This is a genomic window from Inquilinus limosus (genome assembly GCF_002195995.1).
GTDB classification, from domain to species: domain Bacteria; phylum Pseudomonadota; class Alphaproteobacteria; order DSM-16000; family Inquilinaceae; genus Inquilinus; species Inquilinus limosus_C.
Map to the genome: position 1 here is coordinate 58,253 of NZ_NHON01000028.1, position 22,493 is coordinate 80,745.

A 22,493-nucleotide genomic window follows, 5' to 3' on the forward strand; every position below is an offset into this window, starting at 1 on the left:
CGAGACAAGACCGGATCGGGCCACCCGACCAAGGCGAGGCGCTGCTTCAGCCCCACGCCGTCATTGCGAGGAGGCGAAGCCGACGAAGCAATCCAGGGGCCGGCGCGCACCGGCCCCTGGATTGCTTCGCTGCGCTCGCAATGACGGTTCTGGGAATTGTGAAAGGGTCTCGCTTGCAGGAGAGGGGGACGACTCAGGGCGCCGGGATCAGCCGGGTGCACAGGAAGTCGACGAACACCCGCACCTTCGGCGACAGCTGCCGACTGGACGGCCACAGCGCCCAGAACAGGCCGGGCGGCGCCTCATAGGCGTCGAGCACCGTCCGCAGGGTGCCGGCCTGCAGCGCCCGCCCGACGATGAAGTCCGCCGTGTACAGCAGGCCGAGCCCGCGTTCCGCCGCGGCGATGAGCGCATCGGTGCTGTTGGAAACGAGGGTCGCCGGCACGCGCCAGGGGGGCGTGCCGGGCTCCGCCTGCAGCGTCCACTCCATCATCGCGCCGGAGGTCGGGAATTTGTAGCGCAGGCAGGCATGGCGCTCGAGATCCGCCGGCCGTGCCGGCACGCCGTGCCGCGCGAGATAGCCGGGCGACGCGACGACGTGGAAGCGGAACTGCCCGACGCGCCGGGACATCAGCCGGGAATCGCCCAGCGCGCCGCTGCGCATCACCACGTCCAGCCCCGCCTCGATCACGTCGACGATGCGGTCGTTGAAGTCGAGGTCGAGCTCGATCTCGGGATAGGCCCGCAGGAACTCCGGCAGCACCGGCACCAGCAGCCGGTGCGTCGCCAGCGGCATGCTGACCCGCAGGCGGCCGCGCGGCGCGTCCAGCGCGCGCTGCAGCTCCGCCTCCGCATCGGCGATGTCGCCCAGGATGCGCTGGCAGCGCTCGTAGAACAGCGTGCCCTCGGCGGTCAGGCTGATCCGCCGGGTGCTCCGCTGGAACAGCCGGGCGCCCAGCCGCTCCTCCAGCTTCGCCACCGCCTTGCCGACCGCCGAGGCGGTGAGGCCGAGCTCACGGCCCGCGGCGACGAAGCTGCGCGCCTCGGCGGCGCGGACGAAGGCGGCGAGGCCGTTCAGATTGTCCATGACGGGCCCGATTGCGGAACGATATTCCGGTCAGAGCGGAATTTGTGCCGATTGGTCCAGCATTACGGCGGGATTATCTCTGGTGCAAGCCGCGACGGAAATGCGGCCTCCCGTCACCAACGAGTTGCCCATGCCCCGGATCTCCGATTCCGCGGCCACGGCACCCGCGCCCTCCGCCGGCCCCGGCCGGACGGAGAGCCTGCTGGTGCTGGCCGCCGTGTGCCTGTCGCTGCTGGCCCTGCCGTTCAACTTCACCGGCCCGGCCGTGGCCATGCCGGCGATCGCCCGGTCGCTGGGCGGCGACCCGGTCGCGCTGAACTGGATCACCAACGCCTTCATGCTGTGCTTCGGCAGTACGCTGATGATCGCCGGCGCCCTGGCCGACAGCTTCGGCCGCAAGCGCGTGTTCCTGATCGGGCAGCTGGTGTTCCTGGCCTCCTCCCTGGCTCTGACCCAGGTGCGCGACCTGCTGTGGCTCGACCTGCTGCGGGCGCTGCAGGGCGGCGCCGGCGCCGCCGCGTTCTCCGCCGGCCTCGCCGCTTTGGCGCAGGAGTTCGACGGGGCGGCGCGGACCCGTGCCTTCAGCCTGATCGGCACCACCTTCGGCATCGGCCTGGCCTTCGGCCCGCTCTTGTCCGGCTGGCTGGTCGAGGCCGCGGGCTGGCAGGCGATCTTCCTCGGCACCGCGCTGCTGGCCGCCGTCGGCCTCGCCGCCGGCTGGCGCTTCATGCGGGAATCCCGCGACCCCGGCGCCGTCGGCCTCGACTGGCCGGGCGCCGCCAGCTTCACCGCCGCCCTGTCGCTCCTGACCTATGCCGTGCTGCTGGCGCCGGAGCAGGGCTGGGGCAGCCCCTGGGTGATCGGCCTGCTGGCCGGCGCCGTGGTGCTGGGCGCGGCCTTCGTCGCGATCGAGACGCGGGTGGCGCGGCCGATGCTGGACCTGTCGCTGTTCCGCTTCCCGCGCTTCGTCGGCGTCCAGCTGCTGGCCGCGGCGCCGGCCTATTCCTTCGTCGTGCTGCTGATCCTGCTGCCGCTGCGCTTCGTCGGCATCGAGGGCTGGGGCGGGCTGGGCGCCGGCTGGATGATGATGGCGCTGTGCGGCCCGATGCTGGTGGTGCCGATGCTGGCGGCGCTGCTGACCCGCTGGGTCTCCGCCGGCGCCCTGTGCGGCGCCGGGCTGCTGGCGGCGGCCGCCGGGCTGGTCTGGCTGGCGCAGGTGCCGCCGGGCCTTCCCGGCGCGGCGATGGTGCCGGCGCTCTTCGTGATCGGCCTCGGCATCAGCCTGCCCTGGGGGCTGATGGACGCGCTGGCGGTCAGCGTCGTGCCGAAGGAGCGCGCGGGCATGGCCGCCGGCATCTTCAGCACCACCCGGGTGGCGGGGGAAGGCATCGCCCTGGCCGTGGTCGGCGCCATCCTGGCCGGGCTGTCCCGGTCCGGGCTGGGCGCAATCCTCAGCCCGGCCGATCCGGCGGCGCTGACCCTCGCCTCGCAGCGCCTGGCGATGGGCGACCTGGCGCAGGCCGCGGCGGCGCTGCCGCAGGCCGGGCCGGCGCTGCTGGTCCGCGCCTATGGCGACGCCTTCCACGGCCTCTGCTTCGTGCTGGCCGCGATCACCGTGGTCACCGCCGCCGTCGTCTTCGGCTTCCTGTCGCGCCCGGCCCGGCCGGAACCGGCGCTGCAGCCGGCGGAGGCCGCCGCGGAGTGATCCAGCGTCGTCAGAGACTGTCTCTCAATGTGGCGGGTGGATCGAGAGGATGTACAGGGCGTGGATGATGCCGGGGATCCAGCCCAGGATCGTCAGGATGATGTTCAGCCGCAGCTCGTCCCCCGCGCCGATGTCGAGATAGACGGCCAGCGGCGGGCACAGGAAGGCGAGGATGTAGAGGAGCGTGGTCAATGACCGGCCTCGGTTGTTGATCCCGCCCTTGCCTAGCGCCCCCCGCCGGCCGGGACAATGCCGGGGGCGTAACGATTTGTTGCCCTTTGTTGCATCGGCCCTGTGGCATGCCGCTTGCTGATCCCGTCCCGATGGCGCGGCGGTCGCGCCGACAGGGATGGGGCACGGGATGTCGTTGCGGAACTGGGGAATGGGGCTGTTCTGCGGCCTGGCGGTCGTGATGGGGCTGGCCGGGGCGGTGCGGCCCGCTGCCGCCGACGCGCTGGACGACGTGCTGGCAGCCAAGGTGATCCGCATCGCCGTGCCGCAGGATTTCCCGCCCTTCGGCTCGGCCGGGCCCGACCTGCAGCCGCAGGGCTACGACATCGACATGGCCACCCTGATTGCCCAGGATTTGGGCGTGGCGGTCGAGCTGGTGCCCGTGACCAGTGCAAACCGGCTGCCCTATCTGCAGACCCACAAGGTCGACCTGATCATCTCCAGCCTCGGCCGCAACGCCGAGCGCGAGAAGGTGATCGACTTCACCAGCGCCTATGCGCCGTTCTTCTCCGGCGTGTTCGGCCCGGCCGATTCGACCGTGGCCAAGGCCGAGGACCTGGCGGGCAAGACCGTCGGCGTCACCCGCGGCGCGCTGGAGGACCTGGCGATCTCCAAGATCGCGCCGGCCGACGCCGACATCGAACGGTTCGAGGACAACAACACCACCATCGCCGCCTTCCTGTCGGGCCAGACCGAGCTGATCGCCACCGGCAATGTCGTCGCCGCCGCGATCCTAGCGCGCGACCCGGCGGTGCGGCCGGAGCCGAAATTCATCCTCAGCCAGTCGCCCTGCTTCATCGGCCTGAACAAGGGCGAGCCGAAGCTGCTGGCCAGGGTCAACGCCATCATCGCCGCGGCGAAGCAGGACGGGCGGCTGGACGCGATCAGCAAGAAATGGCTCGGCGCGGCGCTGCCGGGCGACCTGCCGGTGTAGTGACTGCCAGACCGGCATTCCCCCTCACCCTCCCGCCGCCAACGCGGCGGGCCCCTCCCTCTCCCCGAGGAGAGGGAGAAAAGCGCCGGCCACCGACACCTCTCCTTGGGGAGAGGTCGAAATCGCAAAGCGATTTCGGGTGAGGGGGCGAGCACCGCTTTCAACGGCCACGCACGAGGCGAAGCCCCACCTTGACCATCCAGTTCCACTTCGCCGACCTGCTCGGCTATGGCGGGCTGATCCTGCGCGGGATCGGGCTGACCATCCTGCTGACCCTGATCGCCATCGCCGGCGGGTTGGCGCTGGGCGTGCTCGGCGCCCTTGGCCGCCGCTCGCGCCGAGCACCCGTCCGGTTCGTGGTCGGCGCCTATGTCGAGCTGATCCGCAACACGCCCTTCATCATCCAGCTGTTCTTCGTCTTCTTCGGCCTGCCGCGGCTGGGGCTGCGGCTCGGCAGCGTCGAGGCGGCGCTGCTGGCGATGATCGTCAATCTCGGCGGCTATTCGACCGAGATCGTGCGCGCCGGGCTCGACGGCGTCGGCCGCGGGCTGTGGGAGGCCGGGGCCAGCCTGGGCCTGTCGCGCTGGCGCACCTTCCGGCTGGTGGTGCTGATCCCGGCGCTGGAGACGGTGTACCCGTCCCTGACCGGCCAGTTCGTCATCATCATGCTCGGCTCCTCGGTGGTGTCGCAGATCGCGGTGCGCGACCTGACCTTCGCCGGCAGCTTCATCCAGTCCCGCACCTTCCTCAGCTTCGAGACCTATCTCGTGGTCGGCGCGATCTACCTGGTCCTCTCCGTCGTCCTGCGCCGGCTGGCGGACCGGGTCGGCCGGCGCCTGTTCCGCCACCGGCAGGTGCCCGCATGACCGGCTTCACCACCTGGGACATCCTGCGCAACCTGCTGCTGGCGGCGCGCTGGACCATCGCGTTGAGCCTGATCGCCTTCCTCGGCGGCTTCCTGCTCGGCGCCGGCCTGCTGCTGCTGCGCCTGTCCGGCCGGCGCTGGGCCCGGCGCGCGACCGGGCTGTACGTCCAGCTGTTCCAGGGCACGCCGCTGCTGATCCAGCTGTTCCTGTGCTTCTTCGGCCTGGCGCTGGTCGGGCTCGACCTGCCGCCGCTGGCCGCCGCCGCGGTGGCGCTGACCCTCTACGCCGCCGCCTTCCTGTCGGAGATCTGGCGCGGCGCGGTCGACAGCGTGCCGCGCGGCCAGTGGGAGGCGGCGCGGGCCCTGGCCCTGACCTGGCCGCAGCGGCTGCGGCTGGTGATCCTGCCGCAGGCGCTGCGCGTCGCCATCGCGCCCACCGTCGGCTTCCTGGTGCAGGTGGTGAAGGGCACGGCGCTGGCCTCGGTGATCGGCTTCGTCGAGCTGACCAAGGCCGGCACCATCATCGTCAACGCCACCTTCGACTCCGCCCGCACCTACGGCTTCGTCGCGCTGCTCTACTTCGCCCTGTGCTATCCGATCGCGCTCGCCGCGACGGTGCTGGAGCGGCGGCTGGCCCGCGGCACGCGCTAGCCCCTCCGCGCGACGCCCGTTGCCACCGGCCGCGCGGCGCGACAGCATGCGTGCAGGGGACGGGAGGGGCGGATGCGCTGGTTTCGAGGCTTGTTGATCGCGATGCTGGTTCTGGCCGGGGCAACGGCCTGGGCGCAGCAGGCGCCCACACCGGCGGCGGAGCCGCCCCCACCGGCCGCCGTCCAGCAGCTGCTCGACCTGCTGCGCAACCCGGAGGTGCAGGCCTGGCTGGCACAGAAGCAGGCGCAGCCGGCCGCCGCGGCGCCGGCTGCCGCGGCCCCGCCGCCCGGCATGGACGAGATCGACATGATGCGGATGCAGACCCGCAGCAAGCTGCATTGGTATGTCGAGACGCTGCGCGGCCTGCCGAGCATCCTGGCCGCGGTCGGAACCCGGATCGGGGGGGCCTTGGCCGAGCTCGGCGTGCTCGGCCTGGTCCTGGCGGTCGGCGGCTTCGTCGGCACCGGCATCCTGGCCGAATGGCTGTTCCGGCGCCTGACCGCCTCGATCCGCGGCCGCCTGATCCACACGCCCGGCGCCGGGATCGGCGAGCATCTCACCGTCTTCGCCGCCCGCCTCGTCTTCGCCGTCGGCGCGTTGGTCGCCTTCGCCGTCGGCAGCCTCGGCATCTTCCTGATCTTCACCTGGCCGCGCGGTTTCCAGCACCTGGTGCTGGCGCTGCTCGCCATCGTGCTGGTCGCCCGGCTGGCGCGGGCGGTGCTGCGACTCGGCCTCGCCCCCGGCCGGCCGGAGCTGCGCCTGGTCGCGGCGCCGGAGGCGGCGATCCCGGCGATCATGGCCTGGCTGATCGCGATCCCGACAGTGATGATCGGCGGCATCTTCCTGGCCCGGCTGATGCGTCGGCTGGACGCGCCCGACGACGCCGCGCTGCTGATCCGCGAGTTGACCTCCTTCCTGGTGCTGGGCCTGGTCGTCGCCTTCACCTGGGTCCGCCGGGCCTGGGCGGATGGTGAAGGCGTCAAGCACGACCTCGGGCGCTGGGTGGTGACGGCGGCGATGGCCGCCGCCGCGGCGCTGGTCGCGCTGGGCGCCGCCCGCGCCGCGATCACCGTCTTCGTCCTGGCGCTGCTGCCCTGGGGCCTGCGCCAGATCCGCGAGGCGGCGCGGTCGGTGGCGTCGCCGGATTCGGTCGAGGGCAAGGACAGGCCGCTGGCCATGCTGCTGGAGCGCACGGCCCAGGCGCTGGTTATCCTCAGTGCCCTCGCCTATCTGGCGCAGCGCTGGGGCGTCGATTCGATGCATGCGATGATGGCGGCTGAGGAGCCCGGAGCGATGGCGCTGCGCGCCGCGCTGCGCATCGTCCTGACGCTGATCGTGGTCGACCTGCTGTGGCATCTCGGCCGGGCCGTGATCGACCACCATCTCAGCCGGTCGACCGCGGCGATGTCGGCGACCGACGCGGCGCACCAGTCACGGCTGCGCACCCTGCTGCCGCTGTTCCGCAACGCCTACTTCGTCACCCTGGCGACGGTAGCGGCGCTGGTGGTGCTGTCCTCGCTCGGCATCGACATCGGGCCGCTGCTGGCCGGCGCCGGCGTGATCGGCCTGGCCATCGGCTTCGGCGCCCAGACCCTGGTGAAGGACATCGTCTCCGGCGTGTTCTTCCTGCTCGAGGACGCGTTCCGGGTCGGCGAATATGTCGAGATCGGCAGCCTGAAGGGCACGGTCGAGGCGATCTCGATCCGCTCGCTGAAGCTGCGCCATCAGCGCGGCGCGCTGCAGACCGTGCCGTTCGGCGAGGCCCGGGCGATGACCAATCTCAGCCGCGACTGGGTGGTGATGAAGATGGAGTTCCGCGTGCCCTTCGACACCGATGTCGAGCAGGTGCGGAAGATCGTGAAGAAGATCGGCGCCGAGATCGCGGCCGATCCGCAGCTCGGGCCGCATCTGATCGATCCGCCCAAATCCCAGGGCGTCCGGCGGATCGAGGAGTTCAACATGGTGGTCGGGATCAAGTTCATGTCACGGCCGGGCGAGCAGTTCCTGATCCGCCGGATGCTGTACCAGCGCATCCTCGAGGAGTTCGATGCCGCCGGCATCCATCTCGCCCGCCGCGACGTGGTGGTGCGCAACCCGGACGGCAGCGAGGCCGACCCGGCGGTGGCCGCCGCCGCCATCGCCGCGACCGGCGGCGGTCCGGCGCCGGGGTGAGGTCTCAGCCCCCCGGCACCATGATGTGCGGCGGCAGCGGCTCCAGCCCCGGCGCGCCGAGGTAGCTGACCACCGGCCGCTTCGGGTCGTCCTTGCGGTACTCGCCATAGATCGCCCCCGCCCGGCACTGCCGGTCCATCGCCGGGGTCCGGCCGTCGCGGTGGATCCAGACCTTGGAGCCGACGCGGGTGAACCGGATCAGCCCGCCCTGGCCCGGGAGCGCCGAAGGGGTGCCCGGATCGGCCAGGTACAGCCGGTCGCGGCCGCCGATCGCCCCGTCGCGCAGGTCCGGCAGCGGGAAGCGGTCGTGCAGGTCCTGGCGGACGCCGGTCAGCGCCAGGGCGCATTCGCGGCCGTTGCGGTCGAGGGTCAGGAAGACGTTGACCTCGCCGACATACTGGGCCGGCAGCACATACATGGTCCAATAGGGGCCGTCGTAGCGGCCGCCCCATTGCGCCCCGTCGATCGCCGCCGTCAGGGTGCGCAGCATGCCGAACTGGCGCGACTGGATGCAGCCGATGTCGGCGCCGCACTGGTCGACCCAGCGCCGCACGGCCGTGCGCATGGCGCCAGTCTCGGCCTTGCCGACGGCGGCCGGGCCGGCGATCTTCCAGCCCTGGATGCCGTCGAGCTGCCGGTCCAGCCACAGCGCGGTCGGCGACCCGCAGATCGCGCGCTGCGACGGGGTCAGCCGGCCGGAGGCGCAGCCGGGGCCGGCGCCGATCTCGGCGACGGCGTCGGGCGGCGACGGCTCGGGCATCGCTGCGACCCGGGGCATCGGCGACGTGATGCCGGGGATGACCGTGCCCGGATAGGGCACCGCGGTCAGCGGCCCTTCGGTGACCAGCGGCGCTTGGGAGGTGGTAACGTTGCCACAGGCGGCCAGAAGAAGGCACGCCACCAGGCAGAGTCTGTATGTCATGGCCGTTCGTCCCGCTCGTGGTCGAGGACAACAGCGACGGCTGGGAAGATCCAGTCGAGCCGGCTTGAAATCTGCGGCCGGCGCGCCTCGATTTCGGTCAACGCATCGTGTGTCAAATAAATCCTAAGAATCGCATGCTTAAGATAAGGTTAATTGTCGGTTTTGTCTTGAGGGAACTGCAACCAAAAATCAGATAAAGATTGATGCTTTTTGTATGGATCGCGGCCTGAAATACTGGCCGGCCATGGTGCATCTCGCTCTATGCCGACGTCCGGTCCCATGGCCGCACCGGGCTGATCGCGGTCCCCAATGCCGGCGACGGCGGAGTCCCGACCCGGGCCGCCGCCGATCGCCGCGCTGGCCACCGCCTGCTGGTTGTCGGCTATGATGACGGCCTGTGCGCGGTGCAGCTTCGGCCTGTGCGCGGTGCAGCTTCGGCCCGTGCCGGGGCATCGGCTGGGCCGGCAGCGGCGACCATATGTGGATGACCTACGACACCTTCCAGGCCTTGGCCCAGGGCAGCGCTACTTCATTGATAAGGGCTGATTCCGTTCACCCGCAGCATCACAGGAGCATGTAATGGCACTCGGATTCTTCATGGTCCCGCCCGGCTACACCGGCCCGGTTCCGCCCGGCTACACCCTGGTCGAGTACAGCAACACACAGTTCAATTTCGGCGGCGCCGACGACGACTTCGTCATCGGCAGCGACATCCAGGCGAAGATCATTCCCGAGACGGGCTACGACACCCTCGACTATTCCGGCTTCGGCCGGGGCATCCGGATCGACGAGACCGAGGGCACGGTGCGGGATGCCAACGGCATCATCGCCTCGCTTGTCGCCAATCCGGTCCGCGGCTTCGAGGAGTATCGCGGCACCGCGTTCGACGATGTGCTGATCGCGGCGACCGGCGCCGACCAGACGCTGCGCGGCAATGGCGGAAACGACATCCTGGTTGGGGGCGTCAATGCCGAGCTGCTGGACGGCGGCGCCGACATCGACACCGCCAGCTACGCCAATTCCGCCGCCGGCGTCACGGTCGACCTGCGGCTGTCGACGGCCCAGGTCTCGGCCGGCGACGCCAGTGGCGACACGCTGACCGGGATCGAGAACCTGACCGGGTCGGCCCTGGCAGATTCGCTGCATGGCGATGCGGGTAACAACGTCCTCATCGGTGGTGCCGGCGCCGATGCGCTGGTCGGCGATGCCGGCATCGACACGGCCGACTACTCGGCGTCCGCGGCCGGGGTGACCGTGGACCTGGCGCCGGGCACCGGTGTCGGCGGCGACGCCGAGGGCGACACGCTGTCCGGCATCGAGAACCTGGTCGGGTCGGCCTTCAGCGACCATCTGTACGGCGACGGTGGCGTCAATGCGCTGGCCGGTGGCGCCGGGGACGACACCCTGCGCGGGGGCGCCGGGGCGGATGCGCTGGATGGCGGTGACGGGTCGGACTTCGCCAACTACCAGGGCTCGGGCGCGGCGGTGACGGTCGATCTTCTGGCCCACACCGCCTCGGGCGGCGATGCCGAAGGCGACACGCTGGCCGGTATCGAGAACCTGTACGGGTCGAGCTTCGACGACCACCTGTCGGGCGATGACGGCCGCAACATCATCGGCGGCGAGCTCGGCAACGACACGATCGTCGGCAATGGCGGCGACGATTCCCTGTCGGGAGAGGGTGGCGACGACAGCCTCGACGGTGGCGACGGCAACGACCGGCTCGTGGGCGGCGACGGCGTCGACACGATCCATGGCGACACCGGCAACGATTCGGTGGACGCCGGCACCGGCAACGACCAGGTCTTCGGCGAAGCCGGCGACGACAATCTCTACGGCGGCGCCGGTGCGGACACGCTCGACGGCGGCGACGGCAACGACATCCTCGAGGGCGGCGCCGGTGCGGATGCGCTGATCGGCGCCGCCGGTATCGACACGGCCAGCTATGCCGGCTCGGCCGCCGGTGTGGCGGTCGACCTGGCCACCGGCACCGGCGCGGGCGGCGGCAGCGATGCCGAGGGCGACACTCTGACGGAGATCGAGAGTGTGATGGGGTCGGCCTTTGCCGACCTGCTGACCGGCGACGCCGGCGCCAACACCCTGTGGGGCTTGGCCGGCGACGACGTGCTGGTCGGGGGCGGCGGTGGCGACCTGCTGAAGGGTGGCGCCGGCAATGATCGCTTTTCCTATGCCGCCCTGTCCGACAGCGCCGTGTCGGGGGCCGGCAAGGACGTGATCGCCGACTTCACGACGGGCGACGTGATCGACCTGTCGGCGATCGATGCCGACGGCAATGGCGGCAACGGCGACACCGCCTTCACCTTCGGCACCGGCGACTTCACCCGTCATGCCGGTGAGCTGCGGGTGGTGACGGCCGGGGCGATCCAGGTGGTCTATGTCGACGCCAATGGCGACAAGGCGCCCGATTTCGCCATCAACGTCATCGCCGACCATCCGCTCACGGTCGCGGATTTCCTGCTCTGAGGAGGCTTGTGCCGGCGGCCCGAGACATGGCCCGTCATGGCGAGCCCCACCCCTTACACCCATTGGGGGCGGGGCCATCCAGAGGCACCGCCCCCTGGATGGCCCCACTGGATTCAAGGGGGCGCTGCGCGCTCCGCCATGACGGCCTCAAAGGCCGGCGCCTCGATGTCGATGCCGGTTGCCGTCACATCAGCCCGTTCTGCTTCAGGATCTCCGGTGCGTTCTCCTTGGTGATGGCCATGGTCGGCAGCACGATCGTCTTCTCGACCTTCTCGCCCTTCAGCAGCTTCACCGCCTGGCGCAGGCCCTCGGCGCCCGGGGTGGGGTACAGGAAGGTCGCCGCCAGCTCGCCCTTGTTGACCCAGACCACGCCCTCGTTCGGCAGGCCGTCGACGCCGACGAACTTGATCTCCTTCTCCCGGCCCGCATCCTTGGCGGCGAGATAGGCGCCATAGGCCATCGGGTCGTTGTGGCCGTAGACCAGGTCGATCTTCTCGAAGTTGCGCAGCGCCGTGGTCATGATGTCGTAGGCCAGGTTCTGCTTCCAGTCGGCCGACTGCTTGTCGAGCAGGAACTTCAGCCCCGTCTCCTTGTCGGCGACGGCATGGAAGCCGTCCGACCGGTCATGCGCCGGCTGGGTGCCGAGGCCGCCCCAGATCTCGACCACGTTGCCGGCCGCCTTGCCGGGGCCGCCCAGCGCCTTGACCACGAAGTCGCCGACCGCCTTGCCGATGACGACGTTGTCGCCGCCGATGAACTGGGTGTAGCGCTGGGTGTCGACGTTGCGGTCCAGCACGAAGACCGGGATCTTGGCGTCGATCGCCTTGTCCACCACCCCGGTCAGCCCGGCCGATTCCTTCGGCGAGATCAGCAGGGCATTGACCTCCTGCCGGATGAAGTTCTCGACATCGGCGACCTGCTTCTCGGTCTTGTCCTCGGCATCGGCGATCAGCAGCTCGACATCGGGCTGCTTCTCGGCCTCGGCCTTGATGTCCTTGTTGAACTGCACCCGCCACGGCTCCAGCGTCGTGGCCTGGGAGAAGCCGATGCGCCACTTCTTGTCGGCGGCGCGGGCCGGGGTCCAACCGGCCGGCAGGTAGAGGGTGACGCCGGCGCCCAGCGCCAGCGCGGTCGTTTTCAGAAGATCGCGACGGTTCATGGTTGCGTTCCTTCCCGATGGATCAGCGAGGATCCTTGTTGGCCCGTCGCCTCGGATCGGGCGGCGGGGTCCCGCCGGGCTGCGCGCGCCGTGCGGAACGGCGCCAGCAGATCGGCCAGGTTGCGCTCCTGCAGCAGCACGGTGACGATGATGATCGCCCCCTTGAACACCAGCTGCAGGTTGGAGTTGATGTTGTGGAGCTGCAGGATGTTCGACAGCAGCCCGAAGATCAGGACGCCGACCAGCGTGCCGGCCAGGGCGCCGCGACCGCCCATCAGGCTGGCGCCGCCGATCACCACCGCGGCGATGGCGTCCAGCTCCAGCCCCGCCCCGGCATCCGGCTTGCCCTGACGGTACTGGGCGACATAGAGGATGCCGGCCAGGGTGGCGAGCATGCCGGAGAAGGCGTAGGCCGCGATCTTCACCCGGTCGACCGGGATGCCGGACAGGCGCGCCGCCTCCTCATTGCCGCCGATGGCGTAGACATAGCGGCCGAACACGGTCAGGCGCAGCAGCACGGCGAAGACCGCGACCGCGGCCAGGAAGAACAGGCCCGGCACCGGCAGCACGCCCCACAGCATGCTGCGCAAGAGCTCGATGTCCTCGGTGGCGTTGGTGCCGGCATAGACCGGCAGCACGGCGCTGTCCTGCCCCGCGGTCAGGCGCGACAGGCCCAGCATGCCGACCATCATCGCCAAAGTGACGATGAAGGGCTGCAGCCGCCCGGCGACGATGATGGCGCCGCTGACAGCGCCGACCATCAGCCCGGCGCAGGGCACCGCCACCAGCAGGGCCGGGACGCCGAACTTGCTGCCGACCTGCGGCACCAGCCACGCGGCCACCAGCGCCGCCAGGGCCAGGCCGGCGGCGCCGGGGATCCAGCCGTCGCGCAGCGGGTCGCGGTTGTGCCGCCGGCGAGCGCCGACCGGCCCCTCGGTGTGCTTGAGGCCGCGGCCGAGGAAATGGACCAGCAGGAAGACGGCGAAGAAGGCGACCAGGATCGCCGCCGGCACCGCGACGCCGGCGGAGCTGGTCCAGTCGTCCTGAGTCAGCAGCGTCGCGCTCAGCACCGTGCCGAAGGCCATCACCGACCCGACCGACAGGTCGATGCCGGCGATCAGGATCACCACGGTCATGCCGACGGCGACGAGGCCGGTGATCGACACCTGGCGCAGCACGTCGGTCAGGTTGCCGTAGGACAGGAAGATGTTGCGGCCGCTGCCGCTGACCGGCGAGAAGGCGATGCCGATCAGGAGGATGACCAGCAGGCCCCAGTACAGCTTGGTGCGGGACAACAGGCGCAGGACGCTCATGGCACGGTCTCGGCGGCTCGGGAAACGGGGCGGGATGCGCGGGGCGAGGCCAGCTCCATGATCGCCTCCTGGCTGGCCTCGGCGCGGGACAGGAGGCCGGTCTGCCGGCCCTCGCACATCACCAGGATACGATCGGCGAGCAGCAGCAGCTCTGGCAGCTCGGAGGAGACGAGGAGGACAGCGATGCCCTGGTCGGCCAAAGCGAAGACCAGGTCGTAGATCTCCTTCTTGGCGCCGACATCGATGCCGCGGGTCGGCTCGTCCAGCAGCAGCACGCGCGGCACAGTGGCCAGCCACTTGCCGATCACCACCTTCTGCTGGTTGCCCCCGGACAGGCGCCCGGCCGGCTGGGCCGGTCCGGTGCAGCGCACGCCGAGGCGGCCGATGGTGCCGCGCGCCAGCTCCGCCTCGCGCCCAAAGCGGCGCAGGCCGAGCCGCGCCAGGAGGGGCAGGGAAGGCAAAGCCAGGTTGTCGCGGATCGAGGCGCCGAGCTGCAGGCCGGTGACCTTGCGGTCCTCGGTCACCAGCGCCAGGCCGTGGCGCTTGGCCGCCGCCGGATCGTCGATCGTCACCGCCTCGCCGTCGATCCGCACCGTCCCGCCGCGGCGGCCGCGGGCCGAGCCGAAGATCGTCTCCAGGATCTCGGTGCGGCCGGCACCCAGCAGGCCGGCGATGCCCAGGATCTCGCCCGGATGCAGGTCGAAGCCGACGCCGTCCAGCACCCGGCGCCAGCCGCCGCGCCGGCCCGGCACCTCCAGCGACAGGTCGCGGACACTCAGCACCGGCCGGCCGCCGGCGCCGCCGCGCCCGGCCGGATGCTCCGCCTTGGCCAGCTCGCGGCCGACCATATGGGCGATGATCCGCTCCCGCGTCAGATCGGCGATCGGGGCGGTGACGACGTGGCGGCCGTCGCGCAGGATGGTGACGCGGTCGGCCAGCTCCATCACCTCGTCCATCCGGTGCGAGATGTAGACGACCGCGACGCCGTCGCGCGCCAGCTGCCGCACCACCGCGAACAGGGTGGCGCATTCGGCCTGGGAGAGGGCGGAGGTCGGCTCGTCCATGATCAGGATGCGGGTGTCGAGCGACAGCGCCTTGGCGATCTCGACCAGCTGCTGCTCGCCGACCCGCAGGCTGCCGACCCGCGCATCGGGGTCGACGGCGATGCCCAGGCGGCGGATCAGCCGCGCCGCCGCCTCGCGCAGCGCCGGCCCGTCGACGAACATGCCGCCGCGCAGCGGCTCGCGGCCGAGGAAGATGTTCTCGGCCACGGTCATGCCCGGCACCAGGTTCAGCTCCTGGTGGATGATGCCGATGCCGGCCTCCTCGGCGTCGCGCACCCCGGCGAACTGGCGCGGCGCGCCGTCGACCAGGATGGTGCCGTCATAGTCGCCATGGATGCCGGCCAGGATCTTCATCAGGGTCGACTTGCCGGCACCGTTCTCGCCCATCAGGGCGTGGATCTCGCCCGCGAACACGTCCAGGCCGACGCCGTGCAGCACCGTCACCCCGGCAAAGGTCTTGCCGATGCTCGCAGCGCGCAGCACCGGCGGCGCGGCGCTCGTCTCAGTGTCTATGCTCGACACCTCTCCTCCCTCTCTGGTCGCCGGCGGCTTCGTGGCGGCCGCCCGGCCCGGCGGTTCAGGGCAGGGCCCCGTCCACCGTGTCCTTGAAAGCTTTCATCCGGCGCGGTGCCTTGACCTTGCCCGGCGGCGCGGCGGTGGTCTCGCGCGCGATCAGCGGCGCCGGCAGGCGGATATGCTCCGCGGGCCGGTCCGGCGCCTCGAAGGCGGCGGTCAGGATCCGCCAAGCGTGGCCGGCCAGCGCCTCGGTCGGCTGGCGGATGGCGCTGACGAAGGGGCGCAGCACGGTCAGCCAGGCGAAATCGTCGAAGGCCAGCAGCGACAGGTCCTGCGGGATCGCCATCCCGGCATCCTGCACCGCCCGCAGCACGCCCAGTGTGGCGACGTTGCTGCCGGTGAACACGGCGGTCGGCCGGTTGGCGGCGGTGAGGACGGGCAGCACCCCGGCCCGCGTCTCCTCCTCGGTCATGCCCGGCAGCAGCACGCGGGCGCGCTTTTCCAGCCCGGCGGCGCGCATGGCGGCCAGGAAACCCTCGACCCGCGCGGCGCTGTTCCACAGCCGGGTGGAGTTGATGACGAAGGCGAGGTCGCGATGGCCGAGGCCCAGCAGATGCTCGGTGCCGAGCCGGGTGGCGGCGGCGTTGTCGACCGCGACGGAGGGGAAGTGGTCATGGGCGGCGACGCGGTCCAGCACCACCACCGGGATGCGGTGGTGCCGCATCTCGCGCTCGGTCGCCGACCAGTCGCGAGTCGGCACGATCACCAGCCCGTCGACCCGCCGCGACAGCAGCGCCCGCACCCGCTCATGCTCGCGCTCCGGGTCCTCGCGCGAGGTGACGATGATCACCTCATAGCTCTGCGACAGGGCGATGTTCTCGAGATGCTCGACCAGCTCGTTGAACACGATGTTCAGCACGTCGGGCACCACCAGGCCGATGGTGCGGGTGCGCTGGCGGCGCAGCCCGGCGGCCAGGCTGTTCGGGCGGAAGCCCAGCGCCTCGGCCGCCTCCAGCACCCGCTGCCGGCTCTCGGCCCCGACCCCGGCCTTGCCGTTGAACACGTTGGACGCCGTGCCGAGCGAGACCCCGGCGCGCGACGCCACCTCCCTGATCGTCGTCTTACGCTGCGACATGGCACCACTATGAAACGTTTCATATGGGAGTCAAGGGACCCTTGCGGAGGATGCGGTGGCGCCTCGCCCCGTTCCCGTCTAGGCAGAGATCTGCGATCTGGAGGATCCGATGACGGCGAGCGTACGGGCGATCTCGGGGGTCGGGGGCAAGGGCCCCGCCTGCTTCCTGGTGGAGGCGGAGGGCTTCCGCCTGCTGCTCGACTGCGGCGCCGGGCCGGACGAAGGCATGCGGCCCGATTTCTCCGGCCTCGGCCCGATCGACGCCATCCTGCTGAGCCACGCCCATCCCGACCATGTCGACTCGCTGCCGGAGGCCCGGTTCGGCCCGGTGCCGGTCTATGCCACCCCGCCGGTGCTGCGGGCGCTGCCGCAGGGCGCGCCGGCCGACCGCCGGCCGCTGGCGCCGGGCCTGAACCGGCTGGCGGGCGGCCTCGCCGTCACCTGCGGCCGCTCCGGCCATGCGCCGGGCGGGGTGTGGCTGCATCTCGCCATCGGCGGCGGGCTGTTCTATGCCGGCGACATGGGCTTCGACTCGGTGGTCTTCGCCGTTGATGCCGAGCCGCCGCCGGCGAAGGTCGCCATCCTCGACGCCTCCTATGGCGACGACGACACCCCGCATGAGGCGCGGCTGGCCGCCTTCGCCCCGGTCTTCGCGGCGAAGCGCGCGCTGCTGCTGGCCCCGGCCGGCGGGCGCGGGCCGGAGATGGCGCTGGCCGCGGCGGCGGCGAACGGCCGGAAGCCGGCGGTGTGCGACGCCAATCGCGCCATGATCGACACGCTGATCGCCGACCCCGCCTGGCTGCGCCCCGGCGCCGGCACGATGCTCGACTCGCTGCGCCGCCGGATCGAGCCGATCGCCTCGGTCGAGCCGCCGCCGGAACGGGCGATCATCGCCGCCAAGCCGAATGCCACCGGCGGCGCCGCCAGGCCGCTGCTGGAGGGCTGGGGCGCGCAGGACGGCCCGGTGGTCGCCACCGGCTACGTCGCCGCCGGCACCCCGGCGCGAAAGGCGGTGGAGGACGGCCGGGCGATCGCGCTGCGCTGGCCGGTGCATCCGCGCCTGTCGCAGAATGCGGCGCTGGCCAGGACGCTCAGGGCCGAGACGGTGATCCCGGCCTTCGGTGCTGCCAAGTGCCGCGCCGCCTGGACCAAGGCCTTCGCCCCCGCCCGCATCGCCCTCGACGAGACGGTGGAGATTTGACCTCATGCCAATGGCTTTGAGATCCGCTCTTCGGCCCAAACCGTCATGGCGAGGCGCGCAGCGCCGTGGCCATCCAAGGGCCGGTGCGAACGGCCCTGGATGGCCACGCCCCTTCGGGGCTCGCCATGACGGATCAATATTTCGGGCGCTGTTATCAGGCTTCGACGAGGTTCAGGCGCTTCCGGATCTGCTCGATGTCGTCGCCCTGGCGGTCGATGCGGTTCGACAGAACGGCGTATTGTCCGAACAGGCTCGCCACCTGCCCTTCCAGCAAGCCGAGCCTGGTCTTGACCTCGCGCAGATCGGTCTTCACCTCGGACAGATCAGTCCGGATCGCGCGCAGATGCTCCAGCACCAGATTGTTCGTCTTGTCGTCCATCGTGCACCCGACTCCGCGAATACCCTGACGTCCGATCGCATTCTATAACATAGGGACGATTCAGAGCGATGCAGCCCTTCCTGTTCCTGCGCCACGGCCAGAGCACCGCCAACCGCGACGGCGTGATCGCCGGCAGCACCGACGCCGCCCTGACCGAACTGGGCGAGGCCCAGGCGCGGGAGGCGGCGGCCGCGCTGGCCGGGTCCGGCATCCGCCGCATCGTCGCCAGCCCGCTGAGCCGGGCGCTGCGCACGGCCGAGGCCGTGGCCGACGCGCTGGGCCTGCCGGTCGAGACCGATGCCGGGCTGGTCGAGCGTGACTGGGGCGTGCTCGAGGGCCAGCCGCTCGCCGCGCGGGACGGGTACTTCACCAATCCCGAGGGCGGCGAGAGCTGGGAGGCATTCCGCGACCGTGCCTGGGCCGCCTGCCAGCCGATCATTGCCGCCGGGCCGGCGCCGCTCGCCCGGCCCTCGCCGGTCCTGATCGTGGCCCATGCCGGCATCATGCGGGTGCTACGCGACCGGCTGGGGCTGGACTTCGAGGCCAAGGGCGTGGCCAACGCCCTGCCGATGCGCTTCACCCCGCCGGACAGTGCGGGGTTGCCCTGGACGCTGGAACCGGTCACGAAACTGCAACCGGAACCTGCTAGCACCCCGGTCATTGTCTAAAATCCTTGGGATCGACGCCGATGCTGACCCGCCTGCTTTTCGCCGCCGCCTTGACGGCCGTGTCCACCGCGGCGCTCGCGGCGCCAGGATCGCTGATGATCTACACCTCGACCCCGAACGAGGCGATGACGGCCCTGGTCGCCGAGTTCAACAAGGCGCATCCGGAGGTGAAGGTCAAGTTCTTCCGCTCCGGCACCACCGAGGTGCTGAACAAGCTGCAGGCGGAGTTCGCGGCCGGGTCGCCGCAGCCGGATGTGGTGTTCATCGCCGATGCGGTGGCGATGCAGCAGCTCAAGGATGACGGCCGCCTGCTGGCCTACACCGACGCGCCGATCCAGGGCTTCCCCGACGGCTTCGCCGATCCGGACAAGACCTATTTCGGCACCAAGCTGATCCCGACCGGCATCGCCTGGAACACCAAGTCCGGCGCGCCGGCGCCCAAGTCGTGGGCCGACCTGCTGTCGGCCGCGGCCAAGGACCAGGTGATCATGGCCAGCCCGCTCTATTCCGGCGCCGCCGTGATCCATGTCGGCACCGTCGCGGCGCAGCCGGGCCTGGGCTGGGACTATCTCGACAAGCTGGCGGCGAACGGTGCGGTCGCCGGCCAGGGCAACGGCACGGTGATGGAGGCGGTGGCCACCGGCCAGAAGAGCTACGGCATCATCGTCGACTTCATGGCGCTGAACGCCAAGGCCAAGGGCTCGCCGGTCGACTTCGTCTATCCGTCGGACGGCGTGTCGGTGGTGACCGAGCCGGTGGCGATCCTGAAGACGGCGGACGACGTCGCCGACGCCAAGACCTTCGTCAACTGGCTGCTGTCGGATGACGGGCAGGCCTATATGGCGAAGCAGGGCTACATCCCCGGCAAGCCCGGCGTCGCCCTGCCGCCCGGCCGCCCCGCGGCCGCGGCGCTGAAGCTGATGCCGGTCTCGGCCGAGACCCTGTCCAAGGGCGTCGACGAGAACAAGCGCAAGTTCACCGACGCCTTCGGCGGGTGAGGGACGCTTTAGGCTGATAGGCCGGCGCCGCCCCCTCACCCGGAATCGCTGCGCGATTCCGACCTCTCCCCGAGGGAGAGGTGATTTTCCCTCTCCTTGGGGAGAGGGAGGGGCCCGTTGCGTTGGCAACGGGAGGGTGAGGGGGAGACCGGCGCCCGCGATGATGGTACGGGAGGCTCCGAGATCGTCGATCGCAGTTCCAGCGTGCCCGTGACCGAGTCCCTGGCGACCACTCCCGCAGCCCTCCGCCCCCGCCGCTGGGGCGATCCTGCCCTGGCCGGGGCGGCCGCTGCCTATGTGCTGCTGCTCTGCGCCTTGCCGCTCTTGCGCCTGTTCGCCGAGGGGCTGGCGCAGCCGGACGCGGCGCTGGCCATGCTCGGCGGCCGGGCGACGCTGCGGGCGCTGCAGAACACCATCGTCTCCGGCCTCGGCTCCACCCTGGTCTCGGTCGTGGTCGGCGGCGGGCTGGCGCTTGCCATCGGCCTGACCGACATCCGCCGCCGCGGCGTGCTCGCCCTGCTGTGCCTGCTGCCGATGCTGATCCCGCCGCAGATCGCCGCTTTGGCCTGGATCCGGCTGCTCGACGCCGGCACCCCGGCGCGCGCCCTGCTGGACGCCGTCACCGGCCGCTGGCCGAACCACCCGCTCTATTCCGGCGGCGGCGTGGTCTGGATCATGGGGCTGGAGCATGCGGCGCTGGTGTTCCTCGCCGTCACCGCCGCGATTCGAAGCCTGCCCTGCGACCTGGTCGAGGCCGCGCGGGCCGCCGGCGCCAGAGGCCCGCGGATCCTGCTCGGCATCCTGCTGCCGCTGCTGCGCCCGGCCTTCGGGGCCGGCGCGGCGCTGGCCTTCGTCTCGGCCATCGGCAATTTCGGCGTGCCGGCGCTGCTTGGCATCCCCGGCCGCTACAGCGTGCTGACCACGCTGATCTACCAGCGGCTCAGCGGCTTCGGCCCTTCGGTGCTGGGCGAGGTCGCGGCGCTGGCCCTGGTGCTGGCCGCGCTGGCGGCCCTCGGCCTCGGGCTGCAGCGCTGGGCCGCGGCCCGGGCGCCGGTGCTGGTGCGCACCGGGCCGACCGGGCCGGTCCTGCCGCTCGGCCGGGCCCGGCCCTGGGCGGAGGCGGCGCTTTGGATGATCGTCGGCGTGCTGTCGATCGCCCCGCTGCTGGCTCTCCTGGCCTCGGCCCTGGTGCCGGCGCTGGGGGTGGAGCTCAGCCTCGACACCGCCAGCCTCGACCAGTTCGGCTACATCCTGTTCCAGCACGACGCCACCCGCCGCGCCTTCCTGAACAGCGCGCTGCTGGCCGCCATCGCGGCGCTGGCCACGGCTTCGGTCGGGCTGGTCCTGGCCTATTACGCCGAGGCGCGGCGCTGGCGGGCGATGCGCTGGCTCGACACCCTGGCCGACCTGCCCTATGCGCTGCCCGGCGTGCTGACCGCGATCGCCGCGATCCTCCTGCTGCTGCGGCCGCTGCCGGTGCTGGGGATCAGCCTGTACGGCACGCTGTGGATCATCCTGGCCGCCTATCTCGGCCGGTTCCTGGCGCTGGCGCTGCGGCCGGTGGCGGCGGCGATGGCCCAGGCCGACCCGGCGCCGGAGGAGGCGGCGAGGCTGGCCGGCGCCCGCGGCCCGCGGCGCCTGCTCGGCATCGTCCTGCCCGCCGTGGTCCCGGCGGTGGCGACCGGCGCCATCCTGGTGTTCCTGACCGCCTTCAACGAGCTGACGGTCTCCGCCCTCCTCTGGTCGCGCGGCAGCGAGACGGTCGGGGTGATGGTGTTCTCGCTGCAGGCGGAGGGTGCCGCCACCGCCGCCTCGGCCGTCGCGGTGCTGACCGTGCTGGTCACGCTCGGCCTCGCCGGCCTCGCCACGCTGTTCGCCCGCCGCCTGCCCAGGGGATCGCTGCCATGGCTGCCGTAGACATCGACCGCGTCGTCCGGCGCTTCGGTCCCCGCGTCGCGGTCGACGGGGTGGACCTGCAGGTGGCGCAGGGCGAGTTCCTGGCGCTGCTCGGCCCGTCCGGCTGCGGCAAGACCACGCTGCTGCGCCTGCTCGCCGGCTTCGACGCGCCGGATGCCGGCACGATCCGGATCGGCGGCCGCGTGGTCGCCCAGGCCGGGGCCGGCGGTGGGACGATGGTGCCGGCGGAGGAGCGCGGCATCGGCATGGTGTTCCAGTCCTACGCGCTGTGGCCGCATATGACGGTGCGCGAGAATGTCGACTACGCCCTGCGCATCCGCCGGCTGCCGGCGGCGGAACGGGCGCAGCGGTCCGACCAGGCGCTGGCGGCGGTCGGCCTGACCGACCGCGCCGAGGCCCGGCCGGAGACACTGTCCGGCGGCCAGCGCCAGCGTGTGGCCCTGGCCCGCTGCCTGGCGATGGCGCCGGCCCTGGTGCTGATGGACGAGCCGCTGGCCAATCTCGACGTCCATCTGCGCGACGCGCTGCAGGCGGAGTTCCGCCGGCTGCACCGGCAGCTGGGCGCCACCGTGGTCTATGTCACCCACGACCAGGCCGAGGCGATGGCGCTGGCCGACCGCATCGCGGTGATGGATCACGGCCGCCTGCAGCAGGTGGCGCCGCCGCGGCAGCTCTATGCCGAGCCGGCGACGGCGATGGTGGCGGATTTCGTCGGCCGCGGCATGGTGGTGCCGGTGACCTGGCGCAGCGGCGCCGGCCCCGGCCTGTGCGCCGCGGATCTGTGGGGCCATGCGGTGCGGCTGCGCTGCGGCCCGGGGGCGCACACGCCCTCGCAGACCGCCTGCCTGCGGGCCGAGGGGCTGGCGGTCGACCCGGCCGAGGGCATCCCGGCGCGGCTGGAGCGCGCGGTGTTCGAGGGCGCGGTGACCATCCTGCATTGCCGGCCGGATGCCGACCCGGACCGAGTGCTGCGGGTCGCCCATCGCGGCGCGCCGCCGAAGGAGGGCGCGACCCTGCGTCTCAGGCTCGAGGATGGCTGGCTGATGCCGCCGGGGTCCGATTCAGCGGCGATGGCGGCGGAGTGACGGCTCC

19 protein-coding genes are annotated in these 22,493 nt (G+C 71.5%); 11 read left to right on the forward strand and 8 right to left on the reverse strand.

Annotated features, from left to right (window positions below; all coding sequences use genetic code 11):
- Nucleotides 1-193: 193 nt before the first annotated feature.
- Nucleotides 194-1,087, reverse strand: a complete 894-nt coding sequence (locus BWR60_RS16170) for a LysR family transcriptional regulator (RefSeq protein WP_088152052.1) — start codon at nt 1,085-1,087, stop codon at nt 194-196.
- A gap of 130 nt (nt 1,088-1,217) precedes the next feature.
- Between BWR60_RS16170 and BWR60_RS16175 the strand changes: the two genes are divergently transcribed.
- Nucleotides 1,218-2,792: an MFS transporter gene (locus BWR60_RS16175; protein WP_088152053.1), complete on the forward strand. Its 1,575-nt coding sequence runs from the start codon at nt 1,218-1,220 to the stop codon at nt 2,790-2,792.
- A gap of 24 nt (nt 2,793-2,816) precedes the next feature.
- On the opposite strand, the gene BWR60_RS38170 is transcribed toward BWR60_RS16175, so the two are convergent.
- Nucleotides 2,817-2,984: a YqaE/Pmp3 family membrane protein gene (locus BWR60_RS38170; RefSeq protein WP_081991824.1), complete on the reverse strand. Its 168-nt coding sequence runs from the start codon at nt 2,982-2,984 to the stop codon at nt 2,817-2,819.
- 190 nt (nt 2,985-3,174) lie between these two features.
- Between BWR60_RS38170 and BWR60_RS16185 the strand changes: the two genes are divergently transcribed.
- The 4 genes from BWR60_RS16185 (at nt 3,175) to BWR60_RS16200 (ending at nt 7,645) form a co-directional block, all read left to right on the forward strand.
- Entirely contained in the window at nt 3,175-3,957 is a 783-nt protein-coding gene (locus BWR60_RS16185) for a transporter substrate-binding domain-containing protein (protein ID WP_088152054.1), read from the forward strand.
- 191 nt (nt 3,958-4,148) lie between these two features.
- Nucleotides 4,149-4,823, forward strand: coding sequence for an amino acid ABC transporter permease (locus tag BWR60_RS16190; RefSeq protein WP_088152055.1), 675 nt, complete (start codon nt 4,149-4,151; stop codon nt 4,821-4,823).
- Nucleotides 4,820-5,473 carry an amino acid ABC transporter permease gene (locus BWR60_RS16195; protein ID WP_088152056.1) on the forward strand — a complete coding sequence of 218 codons (654 nt, stop codon included), beginning with the start codon at nt 4,820-4,822 and terminating at the stop codon, nt 5,471-5,473. Before BWR60_RS16190 ends, BWR60_RS16195 begins: the two co-directional genes overlap by 4 nt.
- Nucleotides 5,474-5,545: 72 nt before the next feature.
- Nucleotides 5,546-7,645 (forward strand): mechanosensitive ion channel family protein, encoded by a 2,100-nt coding sequence (locus BWR60_RS16200; protein WP_144445638.1) that lies wholly within the window; start codon nt 5,546-5,548, stop codon nt 7,643-7,645.
- 4 nt (nt 7,646-7,649) lie between these two features.
- Here the strand turns inward: BWR60_RS16200 and BWR60_RS16205 are convergent, their stop codons facing one another.
- A complete protein-coding gene (locus tag BWR60_RS16205; RefSeq protein WP_088152058.1) occupies nt 7,650-8,567 on the reverse strand; it encodes a hypothetical protein in 918 nt (305 codons plus the stop codon).
- A 579-nt stretch (nt 8,568-9,146) separates the two neighbouring features.
- On the opposite strand from BWR60_RS16205, the gene BWR60_RS16215 reads away from it, so the two are divergent.
- Nucleotides 9,147-11,051: a calcium-binding protein gene (locus BWR60_RS16215; protein ID WP_088152060.1), complete on the forward strand. Its 1,905-nt coding sequence runs from the start codon at nt 9,147-9,149 to the stop codon at nt 11,049-11,051.
- Nucleotides 11,052-11,235: 184 nt separating this feature from the next.
- On the opposite strand, the gene BWR60_RS16220 is transcribed toward BWR60_RS16215, so the two are convergent.
- The 4 genes from BWR60_RS16220 to BWR60_RS16235 are packed head-to-tail and all read right to left on the reverse strand — an operon-like array spanning nt 11,236 to nt 16,238.
- Complete coding sequence (locus tag BWR60_RS16220; protein WP_088152061.1) at nt 11,236-12,210, reverse strand: substrate-binding domain-containing protein; 975 nt, start codon at nt 12,208-12,210, stop codon at nt 11,236-11,238.
- The gene (locus BWR60_RS16225; protein ID WP_088152062.1) at nt 12,207-13,523 is read right to left on the reverse strand and encodes an ABC transporter permease; all 1,317 of its coding nucleotides are present in this window, start codon (nt 13,521-13,523) and stop codon (nt 12,207-12,209) included. Before BWR60_RS16225 ends, BWR60_RS16220 begins: the two co-directional genes overlap by 4 nt.
- On the reverse strand, nt 13,520-15,109 hold the full coding sequence (locus BWR60_RS16230) for a sugar ABC transporter ATP-binding protein (protein ID WP_088152063.1): 1,590 nt from the start codon (nt 15,107-15,109) through the stop codon (nt 13,520-13,522). The genes BWR60_RS16225 and BWR60_RS16230 overlap by 4 nt, the downstream gene beginning before the upstream one ends.
- A gap of 55 nt (nt 15,110-15,164) precedes the next feature.
- A complete protein-coding gene (locus tag BWR60_RS16235) occupies nt 15,165-16,238 on the reverse strand; it encodes a LacI family DNA-binding transcriptional regulator (protein ID WP_088152064.1) in 1,074 nt (357 codons plus the stop codon).
- A gap of 109 nt (nt 16,239-16,347) precedes the next feature.
- Between BWR60_RS16235 and BWR60_RS16240 the strand changes: the two genes are divergently transcribed.
- Nucleotides 16,348-17,439: an MBL fold metallo-hydrolase gene (locus tag BWR60_RS16240; RefSeq protein ID WP_088152065.1), complete on the forward strand. Its 1,092-nt coding sequence runs from the start codon at nt 16,348-16,350 to the stop codon at nt 17,437-17,439.
- A gap of 154 nt (nt 17,440-17,593) precedes the next feature.
- Here the strand turns inward: BWR60_RS16240 and BWR60_RS16245 are convergent, their stop codons facing one another.
- Nucleotides 17,594-17,818 carry a hypothetical protein gene (locus BWR60_RS16245; protein ID WP_088152066.1) on the reverse strand — a complete coding sequence of 75 codons (225 nt, stop codon included), beginning with the start codon at nt 17,816-17,818 and terminating at the stop codon, nt 17,594-17,596.
- Between the two features lie 68 nt (nt 17,819-17,886).
- On the opposite strand from BWR60_RS16245, the gene BWR60_RS16250 reads away from it, so the two are divergent.
- From BWR60_RS16250 to BWR60_RS16265, 4 genes are all read left to right on the forward strand, one after another.
- Entirely contained in the window at nt 17,887-18,486 is a 600-nt protein-coding gene (locus tag BWR60_RS16250) for a histidine phosphatase family protein (RefSeq protein WP_088152067.1), read from the forward strand.
- 20 nt (nt 18,487-18,506) lie between these two features.
- Entirely contained in the window at nt 18,507-19,484 is a 978-nt protein-coding gene (locus BWR60_RS16255; protein WP_088152068.1) for an ABC transporter substrate-binding protein, read from the forward strand.
- Between the two features lie 210 nt (nt 19,485-19,694).
- Nucleotides 19,695-21,401: an ABC transporter permease gene (locus BWR60_RS16260; RefSeq protein WP_218823530.1), complete on the forward strand. Its 1,707-nt coding sequence runs from the start codon at nt 19,695-19,697 to the stop codon at nt 21,399-21,401.
- Entirely contained in the window at nt 21,389-22,486 is a 1,098-nt protein-coding gene (locus BWR60_RS16265) for an ABC transporter ATP-binding protein (protein WP_088152069.1), read from the forward strand. The genes BWR60_RS16260 and BWR60_RS16265 overlap by 13 nt, the downstream gene beginning before the upstream one ends.
- Nucleotides 22,487-22,493: the final 7 nt, after the last annotated feature.